Below are 15962 nucleotides of genomic sequence, written 5' to 3'. Positions count from 1 at the left end.
ATCTATTTAATCCGTCAATAGACATTAACCATAGTACTACTACACTAACTAGAGGAAATGCAACTAATTTAACAAAGCTTGTAAGCATTACATTATGTAAAAGCTCTTGTCTAATAGTAAAATTAAGCCCTGCCCCAACATTTAGCATACCGATAGCTAAAGCGGCATTAGAAAGGCTATCTAACGTTTTCTTAAGCCCTAAATGTAATTCAAAATTTGAGTAATTAAAAACAAATCCTACTAAACTGGCGATAATTAACGGATTACGCACAATTAATTTCATCATTAAAACAAAACTAGTGCTAATAGTATTAGTCACGGATTTATTAGGGATATAATAAGCGAAAATCATTACCGATAAAATATTGGTAAAAATAATCATATAAGAAGAAATAATGGCAACAATTGAAAGTCCGCTAGAACCAAGCAAGGGGCTACTTACCCCAAAAAAAATGTAGCTATTATAACGAATCGATCCTTGAAAAATGGAAGTAAATTGGACTTTATCTATGTTGTATTTTTTTTGGTAAATTATAAGACCGATTGATACAAGAATAGTGGATATAATAAGAGCCACTACTAATTTAATTATGAGTGCAATGCTTAAATCGGCAGTAGATACGTAACTAAACAACATGGCAGGAAATAGTACAAAATATGATAATTTCTCAATACCACGCCAAAATTCTTCTGAAGTTAACCATTTATTTTTGATAATACTACCAAGCAGCATAATTAAAAAAATAGGTAACGTACTACAAAAAATTTCATTCATTTGTTAATAGTTTTTATTTTAACATCATTGCGAGGAGCGAAGCGACGTGGCAATCTCGTCCAACTTCCTGAGATTGCCACACTCACTTCGTTCGCAATGCCGTTTAGATACCCATGCGGGAATGATATATAGGCTACAACTGCCCTTCAACCAGCTTTTTCATTTCCTGCACCCCGTAAAGCTTTATAAAAGTCCCAAGTCTTGGACCTTCATTCTGTCCAAGCAATATTTGATATAAATCTTTGAAGTAATCACGCAGATTTTCATATCCTGCTTTCATTCCTATATCATATATTGCTTTCTGAATTGCTTCAGCTTCGGTTTGATCAGCTATATCAGATAACATATCTAATATATCCTGCAAAATAACCTTATGCTTTTCAGAAGGAGATAAATATGATTTATGTGCTTTAATAAAGTCATTATAATATCTTATAGCAAATTCTGCTAAATGGTCAAGATAAGGGTTAGTATTTGGAGTTGCTTGTGGCGCATATTTGCTAATAAATCCCCAAAGCACCAATTTATCCGAAGGATTACACACAGAAGTAAGATTTAAAAGCAACGAATAGGTAATTCCAAAAGTCTCAATTTTTGGTACATTTCCGTGATGGATATGATAAACGGGATTTGCAAAACGCTTTGCCCTGTCCTCTTCTAAATGATATTTCTGGTTAAAAGTAATATATTCATCAACATTTTTAGGAATTACATCAAAAAACAAACGCTTAGCTCTAGTCGGATTTTGATACATAAATAATGCCATACTTTCAACAGGAGCATATTTAAGCCAATCATCAATGCTAATACTATTACCTTTTGATTTTGATATTTTCTCACCGTTTTCATCTAAGAATAACTCATAACATAACTGCACCGGCGGCTTTCCTCCTAGGATTCGGCAAATTTCCGAATAAAGACGAGCATTTGCCAAATGGTCTTTGCCATACATCTCATAATCGACTTTAAGCGCAGCCCAACGCATACCAAAATCCGGCTTCCACTGTAATTTGCAATGCCCTCCCGTTACCGGTACTTCTATATAATTACCGGCTTTGTCTTTATACGTTACAGTGCCTGCTTTAGCATCCCATTTCTCTATAGGTACTTGCAGTACCTTACCTGTTTTCGGACATATAGGCATGAAAGGTGAATAGGTAGCCTTGCGCTCTTCTCTAAAAGTCGGTAGCATTAGCTCCATTATCTCGTCATATTTCTCAAGCACCATTATCAGCATCTCATCAAACATACCAGCTTTATAACAGTTAGTACTGCTATAAAATTCATACTCAAAGCCGAATTTATCAAGGAATGAACGAAGCTTTGCATTCATATAATGCCCATAACTTTCACATTCACCGAATGTATCAGGGATAGAAGTAAGCGGCATACCCATATACTGTGCCACCATTTCAGGATTTGGGATATTGCTAGGTACCTTACGAAGCCCGTCCATATCATCGGAAAAGCAAATTAGTTTAGTCGGAATATCGGATAATTGCTCAAATGCTTTCTGTACCATCACCATACGGGCATTTTCACCAAAAGTACCGATATGAGGTAAACCTGAAGGACCGTAACCCGTTTCAAATAATACATACCCCTTCTCAGGAATTTGACCGTTTAAGTTATCTAATATCTTCTTAGCCTCAACAAAAGGCCACGTGTTTGACTTAATAGCATCTTCCCAAATTTCTGACATTGATTTTTCTTGCGCTTTAATTAATAATCAGTAACAATATACTAAATTTATTTATTTGTAAAATATCAAATTAAACGCCGTCATTGCGAGGAGCGAAGCGACGTGGCAATCTTATCAAACTTCCCGAGATTGCCACGCTCCTGGCAATCGCTCGCAATGACATTAAGAACAAAAAAAACATGCCATTTAATACTATTATAAATTACATCAGAAACGATAGCTATAAAGTTCTACATTTAGGACTGATTGCAATTTCTATAATAGCACTTTCTACCACTTATATTGCTGAATATATATTCCATTATACACCCTGTCCTTTATGCGTTTACGAACGATTTCCCTATTTAACCCTAATCAAAATTTGCTTAACTGCTTTAATTATCCGACAGTTAAGTAAGTATACTTTAATATTCATTCTCCTAACTATCCTTAGCTCTTGTATATTATCAACCTATCATAGCTTCGTAGAAAGAGGCATAGTACAACCAAGTGCTCTTTGTTCATCAATGCTTCATATCCCGAAAGGCTTGTCTATACAACACATCAAACAAATGTTCTACTCGCAGCCAATCACGTCCTGCATGAAACCCGCCATCAAAATCTTTGGTATTTCTATGACAGAGTATAATCTACTCTTAAATATCGGTCTTCTAATCTGTTTACTCCTCGTTTGGTTTTATCCAAAATCTAATAAATAGTTAAAATTAACTATTGGATTGCAGAAATTCAAAATATTATGTATAATGCTCACACAACAAAATAATATTTAAACATAAAAGAATATTTATATGATGAATCAACCAACAAATAATGCTAATTACAGACTTCCAGGGTAGTACGGTTTTACATAATGCAGCAACGTATAGGGAATGTAAATAATGTTAGACTTTTACTTTCACAAGGTGCCGATGTTAATGCTTTAGATGCTAAAGGAAAAAACTATAGATTATGCATCTAAACCAGAAATTAAAGAAATACTAACTGATGCTAATGTACGCTCAACACTACCTGAATTCAAAGCAGAACCAAAGCTTGCTGAGCTGAAGAAAAATATTAAAAATGAGGATGATAAAAATAAAATTATCAACGGATTAATTATGAATCCTGAATTTTATTCTGATATAGATGATGTTACAAGAGAGAAATTAATAGAAAAACTTTTTAATTATAATTTAACGATAATAATCCAGTCATAGCTCCGGTAGCAGCACCGGCACCAGTAACAACCACTACTTCTACAGAAATAGCAGCAGAGGACAATGTACGTGCACCAAACCCTGAAATATATGACACCTTAACTGAAGCTGAAGACAACCGTACACCGTTTAGTATAGCAGCCTCAGCTGGAAATGCAAATATTGTTCAAAAATTAATTGAGCAAGGTCATAATGTCAATGCTAAGGATGAACAAGGAAATACGGCATTATTTTATGCAAGCACTAAAGAAATAGCTAAAATTTTTTAGACAAAGGGACAAGTTTTGAAGTTGAGCATAAATATCTATACTCACCTATACATTATGCAGCAACAATAGGAAATAAGAAGCTTTTTACTTAAAAAAAATGTGGATGTTAATACTCAAGATGGAAAGGGACGTATATGCAACTTATTCTAAACAGCATGAAATAACTCAAATTTTATTACAACCCGGCAGTACAATTGATACAGTAGACAATTATGGCGACACACCTTTTTGCTATTTGCTACTAAAGCATGAATCAGGTCAAAATAAAACGTTACTGGACTTCTTTTTAAATAATAACGTTAATCTTAAGATTAATGTGTGTGGTGAGTCAATTTTTAATCACGCACTAACCATCAAGAGATAAATGGTTACTTAAACAGTTAATATCTAAAGGTGCTGATATAGGATGACAAGGCGTTCTATTGCATAATCCATTCGATCACAGTATAGCAAAACTTGTAAAGATAGGTGTTGATAAAGCAAAGATCATTCTCATATTAATGAGCAATTAAAAATTACATACAAAAATACTTGGGTGCAAAATCAGCTAACAATTATAAAGACATGGATGTTAATGGTTATCACTATGATTTACCGGATGAAGAAGGGTTTGCAAAAAACACACACGAAAAATTATTAAAAGATGTTATGCAACGTCTTAAAAACGGTGAAGATAAAGATGGCATTATTAATACATTAATTGAGATTAGTATTAATGAAGATACAAGAACAGAGTTAATAGAAAAAGTTTTAAATTATAATGTTAATGATAATAATCCTGTAGCAGTTCCAGCATTAGTTACTCCTGGAGCCACCTAGTAGTACCGACTCCATCAACTTCAACAGAAGAAAAGTTATCGGCTGAAGTGAAGGCACGCCTTACAATAGGGAAAATAAGGATGATATTATTAATTTCGTGCTTCTTTATCAAACTACTAACGAGAATGTAAAAAGTGAGTTAATAGATTATATCTGTGAATATTCTTTCGATACTGAATTAGCCAGACAGATAGGTGCAGATATTCAATTCTAATTGAAAATCTCTTTAAGTTCTTTTAAAGAAAAACCCGGTGGTTTTAGGTAGTCTAATACTACCTTACCACTATCTAAGACTATAAGCCTTTTGCCGTAATTTACGGCATCTTCTAAATTATGCGTGATCATAACAGCAGTGATCTTATGTTTCTCTATAATCTCTGCTGTTTTTTTCATCACTTCCAAAGAAGCTTTCGGATCTAAATTTGCCGTATGTTCGTCTAGAAATAATATTTTAGGTGGATGAGCTATGATAAGTGCCAGCAGTATCATCTGCTTTTCTCCACCGGAAAATTTACCTAATGGCTGTGAAAGTAAAGGCACAAAGCGTTTAGGCGCACCTGTAAGCTCTAACAACTCGCTACTTGCTAACCGTTCATTATTAGAGAATCTACTTTCCCACAAAATGATATTTTCTTCAAGGGTTAGCTCGGTAAATAGCCTCTCTTCAGCTTTTTGTGTTAATGTAACTAATGTAGAAGCTTTTTGTCCTTTAGGTATTTTATCGATTCTGACTTGATCTAGAAACACTTTCCCGCTAGTAGGTTTTAAATAGCCGGCAAGTATTTTAGCTAAAGTAGACTTACCGCTACCGTTATGACCCAATATTACAACAAACTCTTCTTTAGCAATATTTAAAGTAGTTTCAGCAATTATAGGTTCGGTTCTTTCTTTAACTTTGAACTGTATATTTTCTGCATATAAATAAGGTTTCATAAAACCTCTCTTTTTACAGAACTCAATGAAATAAACAATACTATACCTAAAATAAGCTTAAGATTTATGGGATCGATTCCAATTCGGAGTAAAAAGCCCAGAGCAATAAAGTAAAATAATATACCTATCAAACAAGACAATATCTCTTTAAACGCATTAAAATTATTAGCATGGATTAAAATATGACGCCCTATAACAATTGCACCAATACCGACTAGTGCAACCCCGAAACCCATATTAATATCGGCAAAACCATTTACTTGTGCAGATAAAGTACCGGTTAAAGCAGCCAAACAATTACTTATGCTAAAACCGATAGTACGGTAAAGCTCAGCAGGTTTGCCTAAATTAATCAATAAATCTTTATTAAAACCAAAAGCACGCAGAAATAAGCCGAGCTTACCTTTTAATAAAATTATAACTGAACATATAATAAGACAATTGATTATTACTAAAGGTATTAACCAATTTTCGAGATCTAATATAGATAATAGAGTCGGCATACCAAGAACCGATATATTAGGACGCTGCATAATTTGTAAGTTAACCGAATAAAGCATAAAACTTGCAAGTATTCCGGCTATAAGCCCGTTAATGCGGTTATTCTTCTGCATAACACTAACTATACTGCCTATAATTCCGCCTGCTATTACGGCAAATATTAATGCAGGAAATAACCCAAATGAAAGGCTGCGGGCAAACACTGCCGCACCAAGTACATAAGTACCGTCTACGGTAAGATCGGTAATTTTGAGAATCCGATAACTTATATACATCCCTAAAATAAGCGGCAGCATTATTAAGGATTGCTCAAGAGCAGTAACTAAAATGTTCATGTTACTACTCTTCAAGTTCTTTACGCGCGAAAGGAAGTACGGATAAATTTTCTTTAGTAAGAATATCTTGTTTAACAAATGATTTAAGGTTAATAAATAAAGTTAAGTCTTTCATATCCCCAAACGGAATATCTTTCGGTGCTATTCCTTGTAAGATTTTTTTTGCCATTAAACCTGCTTCTATGCCTATTTGCTTCTCTTGTACTCCTACTGCAATAGTTGCCCCGCTAATTACCGAACCTTCATCGGAAGCAATTATCGGAATACGGCGTTTAAATGCTTCTTGCTTTAAAATATTAATCCCACTGACTATTAAATGATCTTTCAAAATTATAAAACTCTGCGTATTTTCAGGAGCATTTTTTACAGCCACAGGCATATCATTGAAATTTTGTATCATTACCGTGTGCAGAGAAATATTGTTTTTTCCAGCATATAATTTTAACATTTCTACTTCAGGTATAACTTTCTCGCTACTGCTATAAATTAAAGTGATATTCTGTAAAACAGGTAATTTACTAATGGTGTCAGTGATTTTTATCTCATCGTTAACACCAGTAACTAAAGGTAGGTTTTTACTATTAATCATAGCAGCAGCACAAACAATCGGTTTATTTGTTATATGAGAAATAACAGTTTGGCTGGCTGTCGTGCCTATTGGAATTATTACATCAATATCCTGATCTGTTATTTGCTTTATAATAGCAAGTAAAATATTAGAATCAGCATGAGCATTTTTAACTATAATTTCTGCATCTATATCTTTTAGCGACTCTTTAATTCCTGATATAATCTCAGTCATTGCGGCATGTTCAAGTGGAACAATGACTGCTACTTTTTTTTGATCCGCATAAACTGCAGCTGTGATGAATAAAACAAAAAGACAAGAAAAAAATTTTTGAAAACTATTAGAGACAAACATTTTAATATCCTGTTATAAGTTATAATTTAATAATCAAAATTTAAATTTGCATATAGCAAACACATAAACGCAAAAAATTATCTACGCCAACGCCAATTTTGTATTAAACTATTAACCTTTAAAGATATCATAAATATTTTTAACTGTAGAAATATAAAGTAAAGATAAAAAACTTAGCTTTCTTTGACTAGAAGCTCAATAGTCAAGAAAGCTCTACCTTAGAGGCTATCTGTCAATAAGCTTTAATGTTTAGCACTATTTTTAGATTATGTCAATAACCAATAAATAGTACTAAAAAATTACTTGAGATAGCCTATACTTCGATGTCATACCGTGGTTTGACCACGGCACCCATAAAAGTAACTTTAAAATACTAAATTTTTAGTATTTTAAATTGGATCCTGTGATCAAGTCGCGGGATGACAGAGGTGGAATCGATCCACGCAGGAACGACCTAAACAAGCCATTAATCCTCTTAATGATGATTCAGTACCCATGCAGCAAGGCTTGCAAAATGAAAAAGGAACTCATTGCTTAAACTATGCATTTTCTGTTTGTTCTAATACCGTTTGCCCTAGTAATTGCGATAGAACATCTTGACCTGCTTCAGTCCAACTTACAGGTGGCTCTTCGTTTGGTAAACCTGTACCATAACGATCATTAAATACTCTCACTGCTTGCTGAGTAAATTGATCAAATGTACTTGTGGATTCTACTCCATAGCCATATTCTTTTAAATTTTCCTGTAAAGTATTAACTTTTTCTCCAGTACTATCAAGACTTAATAATAATTTACTCTTTTGTTCTTGCGTAGTCTCAAAATATCTACCAAAACCAGCTTCAGCTAATTCTTGCCAAGGAAATTTTGATCCAGGAGCTATATGAGCATTGCCTTCTCGGTTTACAGTTACTTCACCAAGACCGACTAAATCATGTTTTAAATCTAAATTTGGATATCTTTCTGTTACATCCTTAAGAAATTCTTTTAATTGCCCTATTTGCTCTTCAGGAAAATCACTTTTTGCATCATTAATAAGCATGACTCCAATACCAAACTTATTAACACCTACTTCTCCTTTCCAACTACTCTTGCCTGCATAAAAAGCTTGATCTGTTAAATCATTATGATATTCTCTTTGAGTCCCATCCTCATCAATTATGTAATGAACACTTGCACCTCGCTCATCCAATAGTCCACGAACAGTCTTAATATCCTTGCTTACAGAATAAGTAATTACTACACAGGTAGGTTTTACTCCNNNTGGAGCCATATATTTACAATTTGGACTATTGGTATTACTAATACCGTTATTTTCAATAGCCTTACTTTTACTCATAACTTTCCTCCAATATATTTAATAATTGTTGACGGTTCAGAATTTACTAAACCTTAATAAAAATTAATACTTTGGTAATGCTAAGTCAATGAAAATTTAAATATTATTCACAAGGTATCGATACTGATCTGACACGTTCAATGATTATTTTTCTAATATTTGTAGTAAATGCTCTAGTTAACGATAAAAGTGCTCTTTCCATAGTCCTTGATAATTCTTTATAATCAAAAGAGATGTCATGTTCATATTGCCCTTCTGCTTAAGCAATATTATTTAAGAAATCACTTTCTATTTCTTTAAATAGATATTCAATTTTATTATTAGGAGTATTTTCATTGTCAGCTTTTAACTTTTCTTCTTCAGAACTATTAAAGAAATATTTTAAAGGCGTATTTAAAACTTTTGCAAAAACATATAACCTACTTATAGGTATATTACTTAAACCTTCTTCATATTTTTTAACTTGAAGAGCACTAATATCGAAAAAGCTTGCCCTAATTCTTTTTGGATAATACCTACAGCAAGACGTAGTTCTTTTAAACGTTCACTTGCGAGTTTGTCTGGATGTTTTATTGAATCATTCATTTCAACAATAAGCTTTAATTAAAATTAATTATTAATAAAGGCTATTCAACTTTTAATGTAGTATATATTACTTTATATTTAATCAAGCAACTTTATTAAAAATTTAATATAATAATACTAAAACCCTTTGTTATCAAGAATCAAGGCTAATAAATAATTAATTAAAAGTATAAAAACGATGAGTAATAAAATAGTAAAATTACCAAATTGCGAGAATATAGTGGGAGAGATTAGTTTTTTAGGAATTAAACCTTGAGTATCATTTATTTCATTTAGATTTAGTTTTTTTATTATTCTGCCAAAAGGATCTACTATAGCTGAAATACCGTTATTCGCTACTCTAATCATAGGTAAACCGTTCTCTACGGCTCTACTTCTACTAATATGAAAATGCTGATATGGACCGCTGGATTTACCATACCATGCATCATTTGTAATATTAATTATTACATCGGCTATTTCATTATTCGTCCGTACAAAATCAGGAAAAATAGATTCATAACAAATTAAAGGTTTAATTTTAAGATGATATTTTTCAAGATACACAAGCCCTCCGTTTCCTTCTTTATAATCAATTAAACCATGAGTTAATTTTTTAAACGGTAGTATCTTTTTAAGGGGCATATACTCACCGAAAGGTACTAAATGTGATTTATGGTATTCAAATAATTTATGATTATTTTTATCAAGAGCATACATAGCTGAGTAAAGTTCAAACTCATCACCTTGTTTTTTATTATCCGAAATTCCTCCTGTTATCAAAATAGCATTTGTAGAATTTAGCATTTTTAATAATTTTGATTTAACTTGCGGTATATCATCAGGTACTACTAATGCTGCCTCAGACCAAATAATTAAATCAGTAGGTTCCAAATTTTCCGATAAATTAATATGTAGCATTAAATTATGCCAAAATTCTTCTTCATTCCATTTTTCGGTTTGAGGTATTGAAGGTTGCACTAATCGTACTTTTATATCAGTGAAATTTGTATGGTTATTACTTAGCCTTACTGCTCCATAAATGACAATGATGGTTAATACTAGGACTGAACTAGCTAGTAATATTTTTAACTGAGTAAATTGCTTGCTAAATAAAGGATAAGCTGATGTAGAAATATATATAACTATAAAACTAAGCCCATATATCCCTATTATACTTAAAGGCTGTATTAAAATATCTGAAAACGAAAAAGCATAACCAATCAAATTCCAAGGAAGACCGGTAAAAATCCATGAACGTACCCACTCAAATAATACCCAACATAAACAGAATATAAATTGGTAATATTTATTATTTTTAGCAAAAAAACTAAGCGTGCAGCTTGCCGATATAAAGCAAGCTAAAACTATAGGTATTCCAAATAACGCAAAAGGAATTGCCCACCAAAAATCTGCAATATAAACGCTAACACCGATACTTATCCAATATATTCCACTTAAAAAATGCCCAAAACCAAATAAATAACCAAATTTTGTGGCTTCTTGCCAATGTTTGGATTTTTGAACTATATAACATAAGTAAGATAATGTTAATAATGCCGGTATAAAGAAAGTCGGCGCAAAAACTAAACCGCTTAATATCCCTAGCAGTAAACATATGATTTTAGGTTTATACATTTTTATCGATTATTTGTTTACAAAATAATACATCATGCTATCATTTCAGCAAGTTTTAATATAATGAGTAAATAAATGACTACAGGATTACTACAAGGAAAAAAAGGCTTAATTACAGGTATTGCAAATAATATGTCAATATCGTGGGCAATTGCACAGCTTACTAAAAAACACGGAGCAGAGCTATGGTTTACTTATCAATCGGGAGTACTAGAAAAACGAGTTAAACCACTCGCTGAGGAAATAGGTTGTAATTTTGTTAGCGAACTTGATGTTACGAAGCCAAAATCAATTAGTAATTTATTTGATGATATACAAGAGAAATGGGGTAGCTTCGATTTCTTACTTCACGGTATGGCTTTTGCCGATAAAAATGAATTAAAAGGACGTTATGTTGATACTAGCTTAGAAAATTTTCATAATTCTTTACATATATCATGTTACTCTCTTTTAGAACTCTCAAGGTCCGCAGAAGCCTTAATGCATAACGGCGGAAGCATTGTGACATTAACTTACTACGGCGCTGAAAAAGTTATACCTAATTATAACGTTATGGGAGTAGCCAAAGCTGCACTTGAGGCTAGTATAAAATATTTAGCAAACGATATGGGAGAAAATAATATTAGGGTCAATGCTATTTCAGCAGGACCTATCAAAACTTTAGCATCTAGTGCAATAGGTGGTTTTAGTACTATGCTTAAATCTCACGCTGCAACCGCACCGTTAAAACGTAATACTACCCAAGAAGATGTAGGAGGAGCAGCAGTATATTTATTTAGTGAATTATCTAAAGGCGTTACCGGTGAAATCCATTATGTAGATTGCGGTTATAATATTATGGGAAGTAATAAATTATAAATTATTGTAGGGATTAATGTCATTCCCACAAAAGGCTTGCTTGTGTAGACCAATAAAATCCACTGTGTCACCCCGTAGCTTGACCACAGGGGCCATAAAACAATAAAAATACTAATATTATTAGTATTTTAAGCTAGATCCCGTGAATAAATCACGGGATGACAACTGTATTTTTCAAGTCACACAACAAAATCATCACAATCCATGATTTCTTTTTTTGAGGTGTTCAGGTTTTGGAGGAACAGGCGGTTTTTTAGATTTTGCCTGAACCTTTTTAGCCTCTAACGGCAATGCCAGATTATTGAATCTATTTAACTCTTTTGAGATTTGTTTTAACTGTTCTTGTACTTCTATCCTTAAAGGAGTATAAGAATTTTTCATTTCACTATTTATTATTGTGCCTATTTTCTCAAGATTTTCTTTAGAAATAGAATATGATTTTATACCTATATAATTAACAATCTTTGACCACCAAGTTTGTCCTTTATCTAATCCTTGATATATTACATCTACTAAATCATTTTTTTTGAATGTTAATATATAATCAGAAGCTCCTTCTAAAGATCTAGATAAATGCCTTTTTATTTCTCCTTGTCTCTTATCTTCAATATTTACTTTTTTGTCTTTCTTGAGTTTTGTTATTGCTTTTTCAATTATTGAAGATATCTTAGTTTCTTTTCCTTCATGTGCTTTATTTTCTAAATTTTCTTTGGTATTAAAATTTATATTAGTTCCTATTTTAGCATCTACTAATTGTTTAGCATACTTACCATTAGGATCTTGTATTTCTCGCTCTATCTCAGCGGATTTTAAACCTAATTTTGTATATACATCTGATTCTCGGAAAAGTGGAGCATATAATAAAAAATTAATACTTTGAGCTATTCTACTATCTATCAAATCTTTAGAATCTCTTTTGGGATAAAATTTTTCTTGTAAAATACGATAGTGATCTAATATTTCCTGTGTTATATCTTTTACATCAAGAGATTGTAATTCTCCTTTATCATTAAATTTTGCTTTCATACCTGAGCGTTTGGCTTCCAATAATAATATTTCTTGAAAAACTTTATTATTAGGAGTACGACAAACGAAATTAGGATCGTTATCCGGCATTAATTCATTTGCATTTTCCATTATTGCTTGATTGAGTTTATGTAATTGCTCTTTATTAAGTTTTTTATCTAACAAACTTATAAAAGCTTCTCTTTGTTTTTGCTTACTTGCAGTACTAAAAGCCTGCTGCATCTTTTGCAAAACAACAAAATCAAAATTTTTGTTACCTATTTCTTGGATAACTAAATTTGCTAAATTTTTTGTTTCAGTATTCACTGTTTCTTTTTTATTTTTTGCAGCCATATTTAGTATTAATCTCACTTATGATTATTTAAATATAAATGATAGATTAAATTAATTTCTAGATGTTTTTACTATATTTATAATCAAAACTTTAAAACAGTATCTAGCAAGTCATACTGGTTCTAAGCTATTACCCAAAATTTCTATTGATTCTATTGTTTCATTATGCGATTGACTATGCATTACTAAATCTAAAATATTTGAAGATGCTAAATTGCTAATATAAACACCTTGTACATCATTTAATACATAATCAACCACTAATAATTTAGAATCAGCAGAAGTGCCATATAATGACATTTTTGCCTCAAATAATTTTTTAAATGTATCTAATTCAAGTAATTCTTCACATACAGCATGTTCTTTAATATCTCTACTTACAAATAAACTCATTATGCTTCGTGCTAAACTATTTTTAATATACAAGCCTTTTAAGCATTCAATAAAATGTTCAAAAAAATTTAGTTCTTCAAAAGGAACGTTGAAATCAGGTAATAATTCTTGATATAATTTTTTCTGCAATTCCTTTTTTTCCATTAGTTCTTCAAAAGGAATGTTGAGATCAGTGAACAATTCTTGATATAATTTTTTCTGCAATGCCTCCTCCTCAAATTTTTTCAAATAGAAATTATCAATTAATAGCTTGTAAAGCTCAAGTATCACACTAGGAAAGTTAATCTTCAAAGTTCCTTTTTTATCAATTTCTACAGTAAACCTGTTTTCTTTTGCTTCTAAATATATTAGATCTCGAAATATACTATCCTCTTTTGTTCTACGAAGTAAAAAAGCTGTATCTTTAGAATCAACTAAATCTAAAGCATGTTTCATTATTGTTGCATTAAGCTCATGTAACATATTGTTAGATATCACCTCTGCTGCATCTGCTAGAAAAGATTTTTTATCATCTATTTTTAATTTCCTTAAATTTTCTAGAACTTCTAAAGTTATTTCACCTTGTTGAATTTTTTTAAGTAACTCATAATAGTTGCTAAATTTTACTTCTTGATTTTTACATCCTAACCCGACATAAACATTGCATCCTGATTCTTGCTTTTGAGCTAATCCAGTATATTCTTTTTCAATTTCTCTAGGTTTACTAATACAAGAGTTCATAATGTCTTTTAGCTTCATATAATTTATTCCTTATATTTAATAAGGAGTATTATATTTAGTTAAGCAATATTAACAAGTACTTTATAGAAGATTAAGATAAATTAATTTTTATTGAGAGGATGATGCAACAATGCTTTTTTGAGATGATTAGTTTGAAGATGAGTATATATTTGGGTAGTAGATATATCAGCGTGACCAAGCAGCTCTTGAATTACTCTTAAGTCTGCTCCGCCCTCAAGCAAATGACTTGCAAAACTGTGACGTAATATATGCGGAGAAATATACTCAGGGTTAAGTCCTGCATAAAGGGCAGCAGATTTTAACAGAATAGCAAAATTTTGCCTAGTCATATAACCCGCTAAAGCTGATGAAGGAAATAAATAAATTAGATTTCTTGGTTTAGCTTTATTCACAAAAACACCTCTAATTGCAAGATATTTAGCAATACTGATAACTGCCTGTTCATTTATTACTATGACTCTTTCCTTATTACCTTTACCAAGTACCGAAAATATTTTTCTTACTTCTCCTTTAGACGTTTTATTAGTCAGAATATCAGCAAGCTTAAGACTAACAAGCTCCGAGACTCTAAGACCACTAGCATAAAGCAAATGAATCATAGCATTAAGCCTGATACCTTCAGGAGAATTATCTTGAGAGCAATGTTCAAGTAACGATTTAATTTGAGCTATAGATAATATTTTTGGAAGTTTATTTTGATATTTAGGCAAATCTACGTTAAGAACCGGATTAAACGCAGTATGGTTTTCACTAATTAAAAATTCATAATAACTTTTTATAGTTGAGATTTTTCTGTTGATTGAGCGTGCTTGCAAATCATTACTTGCTAGATACTCAATCCAGTCTCTAATATTCTCAGTAGTAATATTTAATTCGGATAATTTGTGTTTAGCAAGATAATTTTGAAAATCGAATAAGTCACGCTTATAGCTAAGTATAGAATTTTTTGACAATGCTCTCTCGGCTAAAAGCATTTCTAGGAATTGCGCAATAAATTCCATAAGATGTTTTAATTTCTATAATGGAGGCCAGGGTCGGAATCGAACCGACGAATAGAGGATTTGCAGTCCACGGCATTACCACTTTGCTACCTAGCCTAATCAGTGTCATACCACAATCCTATGTCATGCCTGCACAAACAGGAATCCATAAATGGATCATTGTATTTTTACTGGATTCCTGCTTTCGCGGGAATGACATAAAGAATACCAACATCCATACAAAAAGCAACTATTTTTATATTAAACTCCTAATCCTTGCAGGATATTTAAATGATTTATCCTTCATACAATTCAAGAACTGGCTAACTGAATCTACTATATCGTCATTTTTAATATGGGGGAAATTCAGTAATTCCTTTAAAATTATGCTTGATTGTTTAGGTGTTAGAACACTAGCTGATTGAAATAAAGGAACTACCGAGGCGCATCTTGTAACTTTATCAAAGCTTGGCTTAATCCCTATCACTCTAATATTACCACCTAAAATCCTATATCTTGAATCAATTGTTGACCACTTGCTTTATCTTCGATTAATATAAATTTTGGCTGATATTCTCTAGCGAATTTTTCCGTCCAATTCTTAAGCTCAGGATAATTAATTTTTTTCCGTACTAATAAT

15 protein-coding genes, 1 tRNA gene and 2 pseudogenes are annotated in these 15962 nt (G+C 31.8%); 5 read left to right on the top strand and 13 right to left on the bottom strand.

The genetic code is table 11. The annotated features are described in order from the left end of the window. Positions 1-775: AEC family transporter (locus tag BG75_RS03110; RefSeq protein ID WP_252903612.1), on the bottom strand; the 775-nt coding region annotated here is incomplete at its 3' end. A gap of 133 nt (positions 776-908) precedes the next feature. Next, the gene (locus BG75_RS03105) at positions 909-2477 is read right to left on the bottom strand and encodes a lysine--tRNA ligase (RefSeq protein ID WP_062811411.1); all 1569 of its coding nucleotides are present in this window, start codon (positions 2475-2477) and stop codon (positions 909-911) included. Positions 2478-2656: 179 nt separating this feature from the next. Here BG75_RS03105 and BG75_RS07235 point away from each other — a divergent pair, with 179 nt between their 5' ends. The 4 genes and pseudogenes from BG75_RS07235 to BG75_RS03090 all read left to right on the top strand — a co-directional run bounded on the left by BG75_RS07235 (position 2657) and on the right by BG75_RS03090 (position 4892). Continuing rightward, a complete protein-coding gene (locus tag BG75_RS07235) occupies positions 2657-3175 on the top strand; it encodes a disulfide bond formation protein B (RefSeq protein ID WP_084777201.1) in 519 nt (172 codons plus the stop codon). Between the two features lie 225 nt (positions 3176-3400). Then, positions 3401-3673: a hypothetical protein gene (locus tag BG75_RS09685; protein ID WP_062811410.1), complete on the top strand. Its 273-nt coding sequence runs from the start codon at positions 3401-3403 to the stop codon at positions 3671-3673. Between the two features lie 47 nt (positions 3674-3720). Next, positions 3721-3942 carry an ankyrin repeat domain-containing protein gene (locus BG75_RS10570; protein ID WP_368072220.1) on the top strand — a complete coding sequence of 74 codons (222 nt, stop codon included), beginning with the start codon at positions 3721-3723 and terminating at the stop codon, positions 3940-3942. 531 nt (positions 3943-4473) lie between these two features. Next, positions 4474-4892: pseudogene (locus tag BG75_RS03090) on the top strand (hypothetical protein). Positions 4893-4971: 79 nt separating this feature from the next. On the opposite strand, the gene BG75_RS03085 reads toward BG75_RS03090, so the two are convergent. The 6 genes and pseudogenes from BG75_RS03085 to lnt form a co-directional block, all read right to left on the bottom strand. Then, the gene (locus BG75_RS03085) at positions 4972-5694 is read right to left on the bottom strand and encodes an ATP-binding cassette domain-containing protein (RefSeq protein WP_062811409.1); all 723 of its coding nucleotides are present in this window, start codon (positions 5692-5694) and stop codon (positions 4972-4974) included. Beyond that, on the bottom strand, positions 5691-6530 hold the full coding sequence (locus tag BG75_RS03080; protein WP_062811408.1) for an ABC transporter permease: 840 nt from the start codon (positions 6528-6530) through the stop codon (positions 5691-5693). The genes BG75_RS03085 and BG75_RS03080 overlap by 4 nt, the downstream gene beginning before the upstream one ends. A 4-nt stretch (positions 6531-6534) precedes the next feature. Continuing rightward, a complete protein-coding gene (locus BG75_RS03075; RefSeq protein ID WP_062811407.1) occupies positions 6535-7452 on the bottom strand; it encodes an ABC transporter substrate binding protein in 918 nt (305 codons plus the stop codon). Positions 7453-7991: 539 nt separating this feature from the next. Beyond that, positions 7992-8711, bottom strand: a pseudogene (locus tag BG75_RS03070) (N-acetylmuramoyl-L-alanine amidase); the annotation flags it as partial. Positions 8712-9227: 516 nt separating this feature from the next. Further along, positions 9228-9374: a hypothetical protein gene (locus BG75_RS08680; protein ID WP_196242472.1), complete on the bottom strand. Its 147-nt coding sequence runs from the start codon at positions 9372-9374 to the stop codon at positions 9228-9230. 117 nt (positions 9375-9491) lie between these two features. Then, positions 9492-10991 carry an apolipoprotein N-acyltransferase gene (gene lnt, locus BG75_RS03065; protein WP_062811405.1) on the bottom strand — a complete coding sequence of 500 codons (1500 nt, stop codon included), beginning with the start codon at positions 10989-10991 and terminating at the stop codon, positions 9492-9494. Between the two features lie 75 nt (positions 10992-11066). On the opposite strand from lnt, the gene fabI reads away from it, so the two are divergent. After that, on the top strand, positions 11067-11849 hold the full coding sequence (gene fabI / locus BG75_RS03060) for an enoyl-ACP reductase FabI (protein ID WP_062811404.1): 783 nt from the start codon (positions 11067-11069) through the stop codon (positions 11847-11849). Positions 11850-12044: 195 nt separating this feature from the next. On the opposite strand, the gene BG75_RS03055 is transcribed toward fabI, so the two are convergent. The 5 genes from BG75_RS03055 to BG75_RS09675 all read right to left on the bottom strand — a co-directional run bounded on the left by BG75_RS03055 (position 12045) and on the right by BG75_RS09675 (position 15809). Further along, positions 12045-13208 (bottom strand): DUF5410 domain-containing protein, encoded by a 1164-nt coding sequence (locus BG75_RS03055; RefSeq protein WP_062811403.1) that lies wholly within the window; start codon positions 13206-13208, stop codon positions 12045-12047. 111 nt (positions 13209-13319) lie between these two features. Continuing rightward, a complete protein-coding gene (locus BG75_RS03050) occupies positions 13320-14339 on the bottom strand; it encodes a DUF5410 family protein (RefSeq protein WP_062811402.1) in 1020 nt (339 codons plus the stop codon). An 83-nt stretch (positions 14340-14422) separates the two neighbouring features. Next, positions 14423-15343, bottom strand: coding sequence for a site-specific tyrosine recombinase XerD (locus BG75_RS03045; protein ID WP_062811401.1), 921 nt, complete (start codon positions 15341-15343; stop codon positions 14423-14425). Between the two features lie 21 nt (positions 15344-15364). Beyond that, positions 15365-15439, bottom strand: a tRNA-Cys gene (locus BG75_RS03040). 139 nt (positions 15440-15578) lie between these two features. Then, positions 15579-15809 carry a hypothetical protein gene (locus BG75_RS09675; RefSeq protein ID WP_252903611.1) on the bottom strand — a complete coding sequence of 77 codons (231 nt, stop codon included), beginning with the start codon at positions 15807-15809 and terminating at the stop codon, positions 15579-15581. Between the last annotated feature and the right edge of the window lie 153 nt (positions 15810-15962).

Source organism: Rickettsia endosymbiont of Proechinophthirus fluctus (genome assembly GCF_001602635.1).
Lineage (GTDB): Bacteria > Pseudomonadota > Alphaproteobacteria > Rickettsiales > Rickettsiaceae > Rickettsia > Rickettsia rickettsii.
This window is presented reverse-complemented; position numbering and strand designations above follow the sequence as displayed.

Excerpts from the sequence above, each read along its gene's own strand:
- BG75_RS07235 (WP_084777201.1), top strand. The coding sequence starts at position 2,657 with ATGCCATTTAATACTATTATAAATTACATCAGAAACGATAGCTATAAA.
- BG75_RS09685 (WP_062811410.1), top strand. The coding sequence starts at position 3,401 with ATGCTAAAGGAAAAAACTATAGATTATGCATCTAAACCAGAAATTAAA.
- BG75_RS03045 (WP_062811401.1), bottom strand. The coding sequence starts at position 15,343 with ATGGAATTTATTGCGCAATTCCTAGAAATGCTTTTAGCCGAGAGAGCA.
- BG75_RS03085 (WP_062811409.1), bottom strand. The coding sequence starts at position 5,694 with ATGAAACCTTATTTATATGCAGAAAATATACAGTTCAAAGTTAAAGAA.
- BG75_RS03075 (WP_062811407.1), bottom strand. The coding sequence starts at position 7,452 with ATGTTTGTCTCTAATAGTTTTCAAAAATTTTTTTCTTGTCTTTTTGTT.
- BG75_RS03055 (WP_062811403.1), bottom strand. The coding sequence starts at position 13,208 with ATGGCTGCAAAAAATAAAAAAGAAACAGTGAATACTGAAACAAAAAAT.
- lnt (WP_062811405.1), bottom strand. The coding sequence starts at position 10,991 with ATGTATAAACCTAAAATCATATGTTTACTGCTAGGGATATTAAGCGGT.
- BG75_RS03080 (WP_062811408.1), bottom strand. The coding sequence starts at position 6,530 with ATGAACATTTTAGTTACTGCTCTTGAGCAATCCTTAATAATGCTGCCG.
- BG75_RS08680 (WP_196242472.1), bottom strand. The coding sequence starts at position 9,374 with ATGAATGATTCAATAAAACATCCAGACAAACTCGCAAGTGAACGTTTA.
- BG75_RS03105 (WP_062811411.1), bottom strand. The coding sequence starts at position 2,477 with ATGTCAGAAATTTGGGAAGATGCTATTAAGTCAAACACGTGGCCTTTT.
- fabI (WP_062811404.1), top strand. The coding sequence starts at position 11,067 with ATGACTACAGGATTACTACAAGGAAAAAAAGGCTTAATTACAGGTATT.
- BG75_RS03050 (WP_062811402.1), bottom strand. The coding sequence starts at position 14,339 with ATGAAGCTAAAAGACATTATGAACTCTTGTATTAGTAAACCTAGAGAA.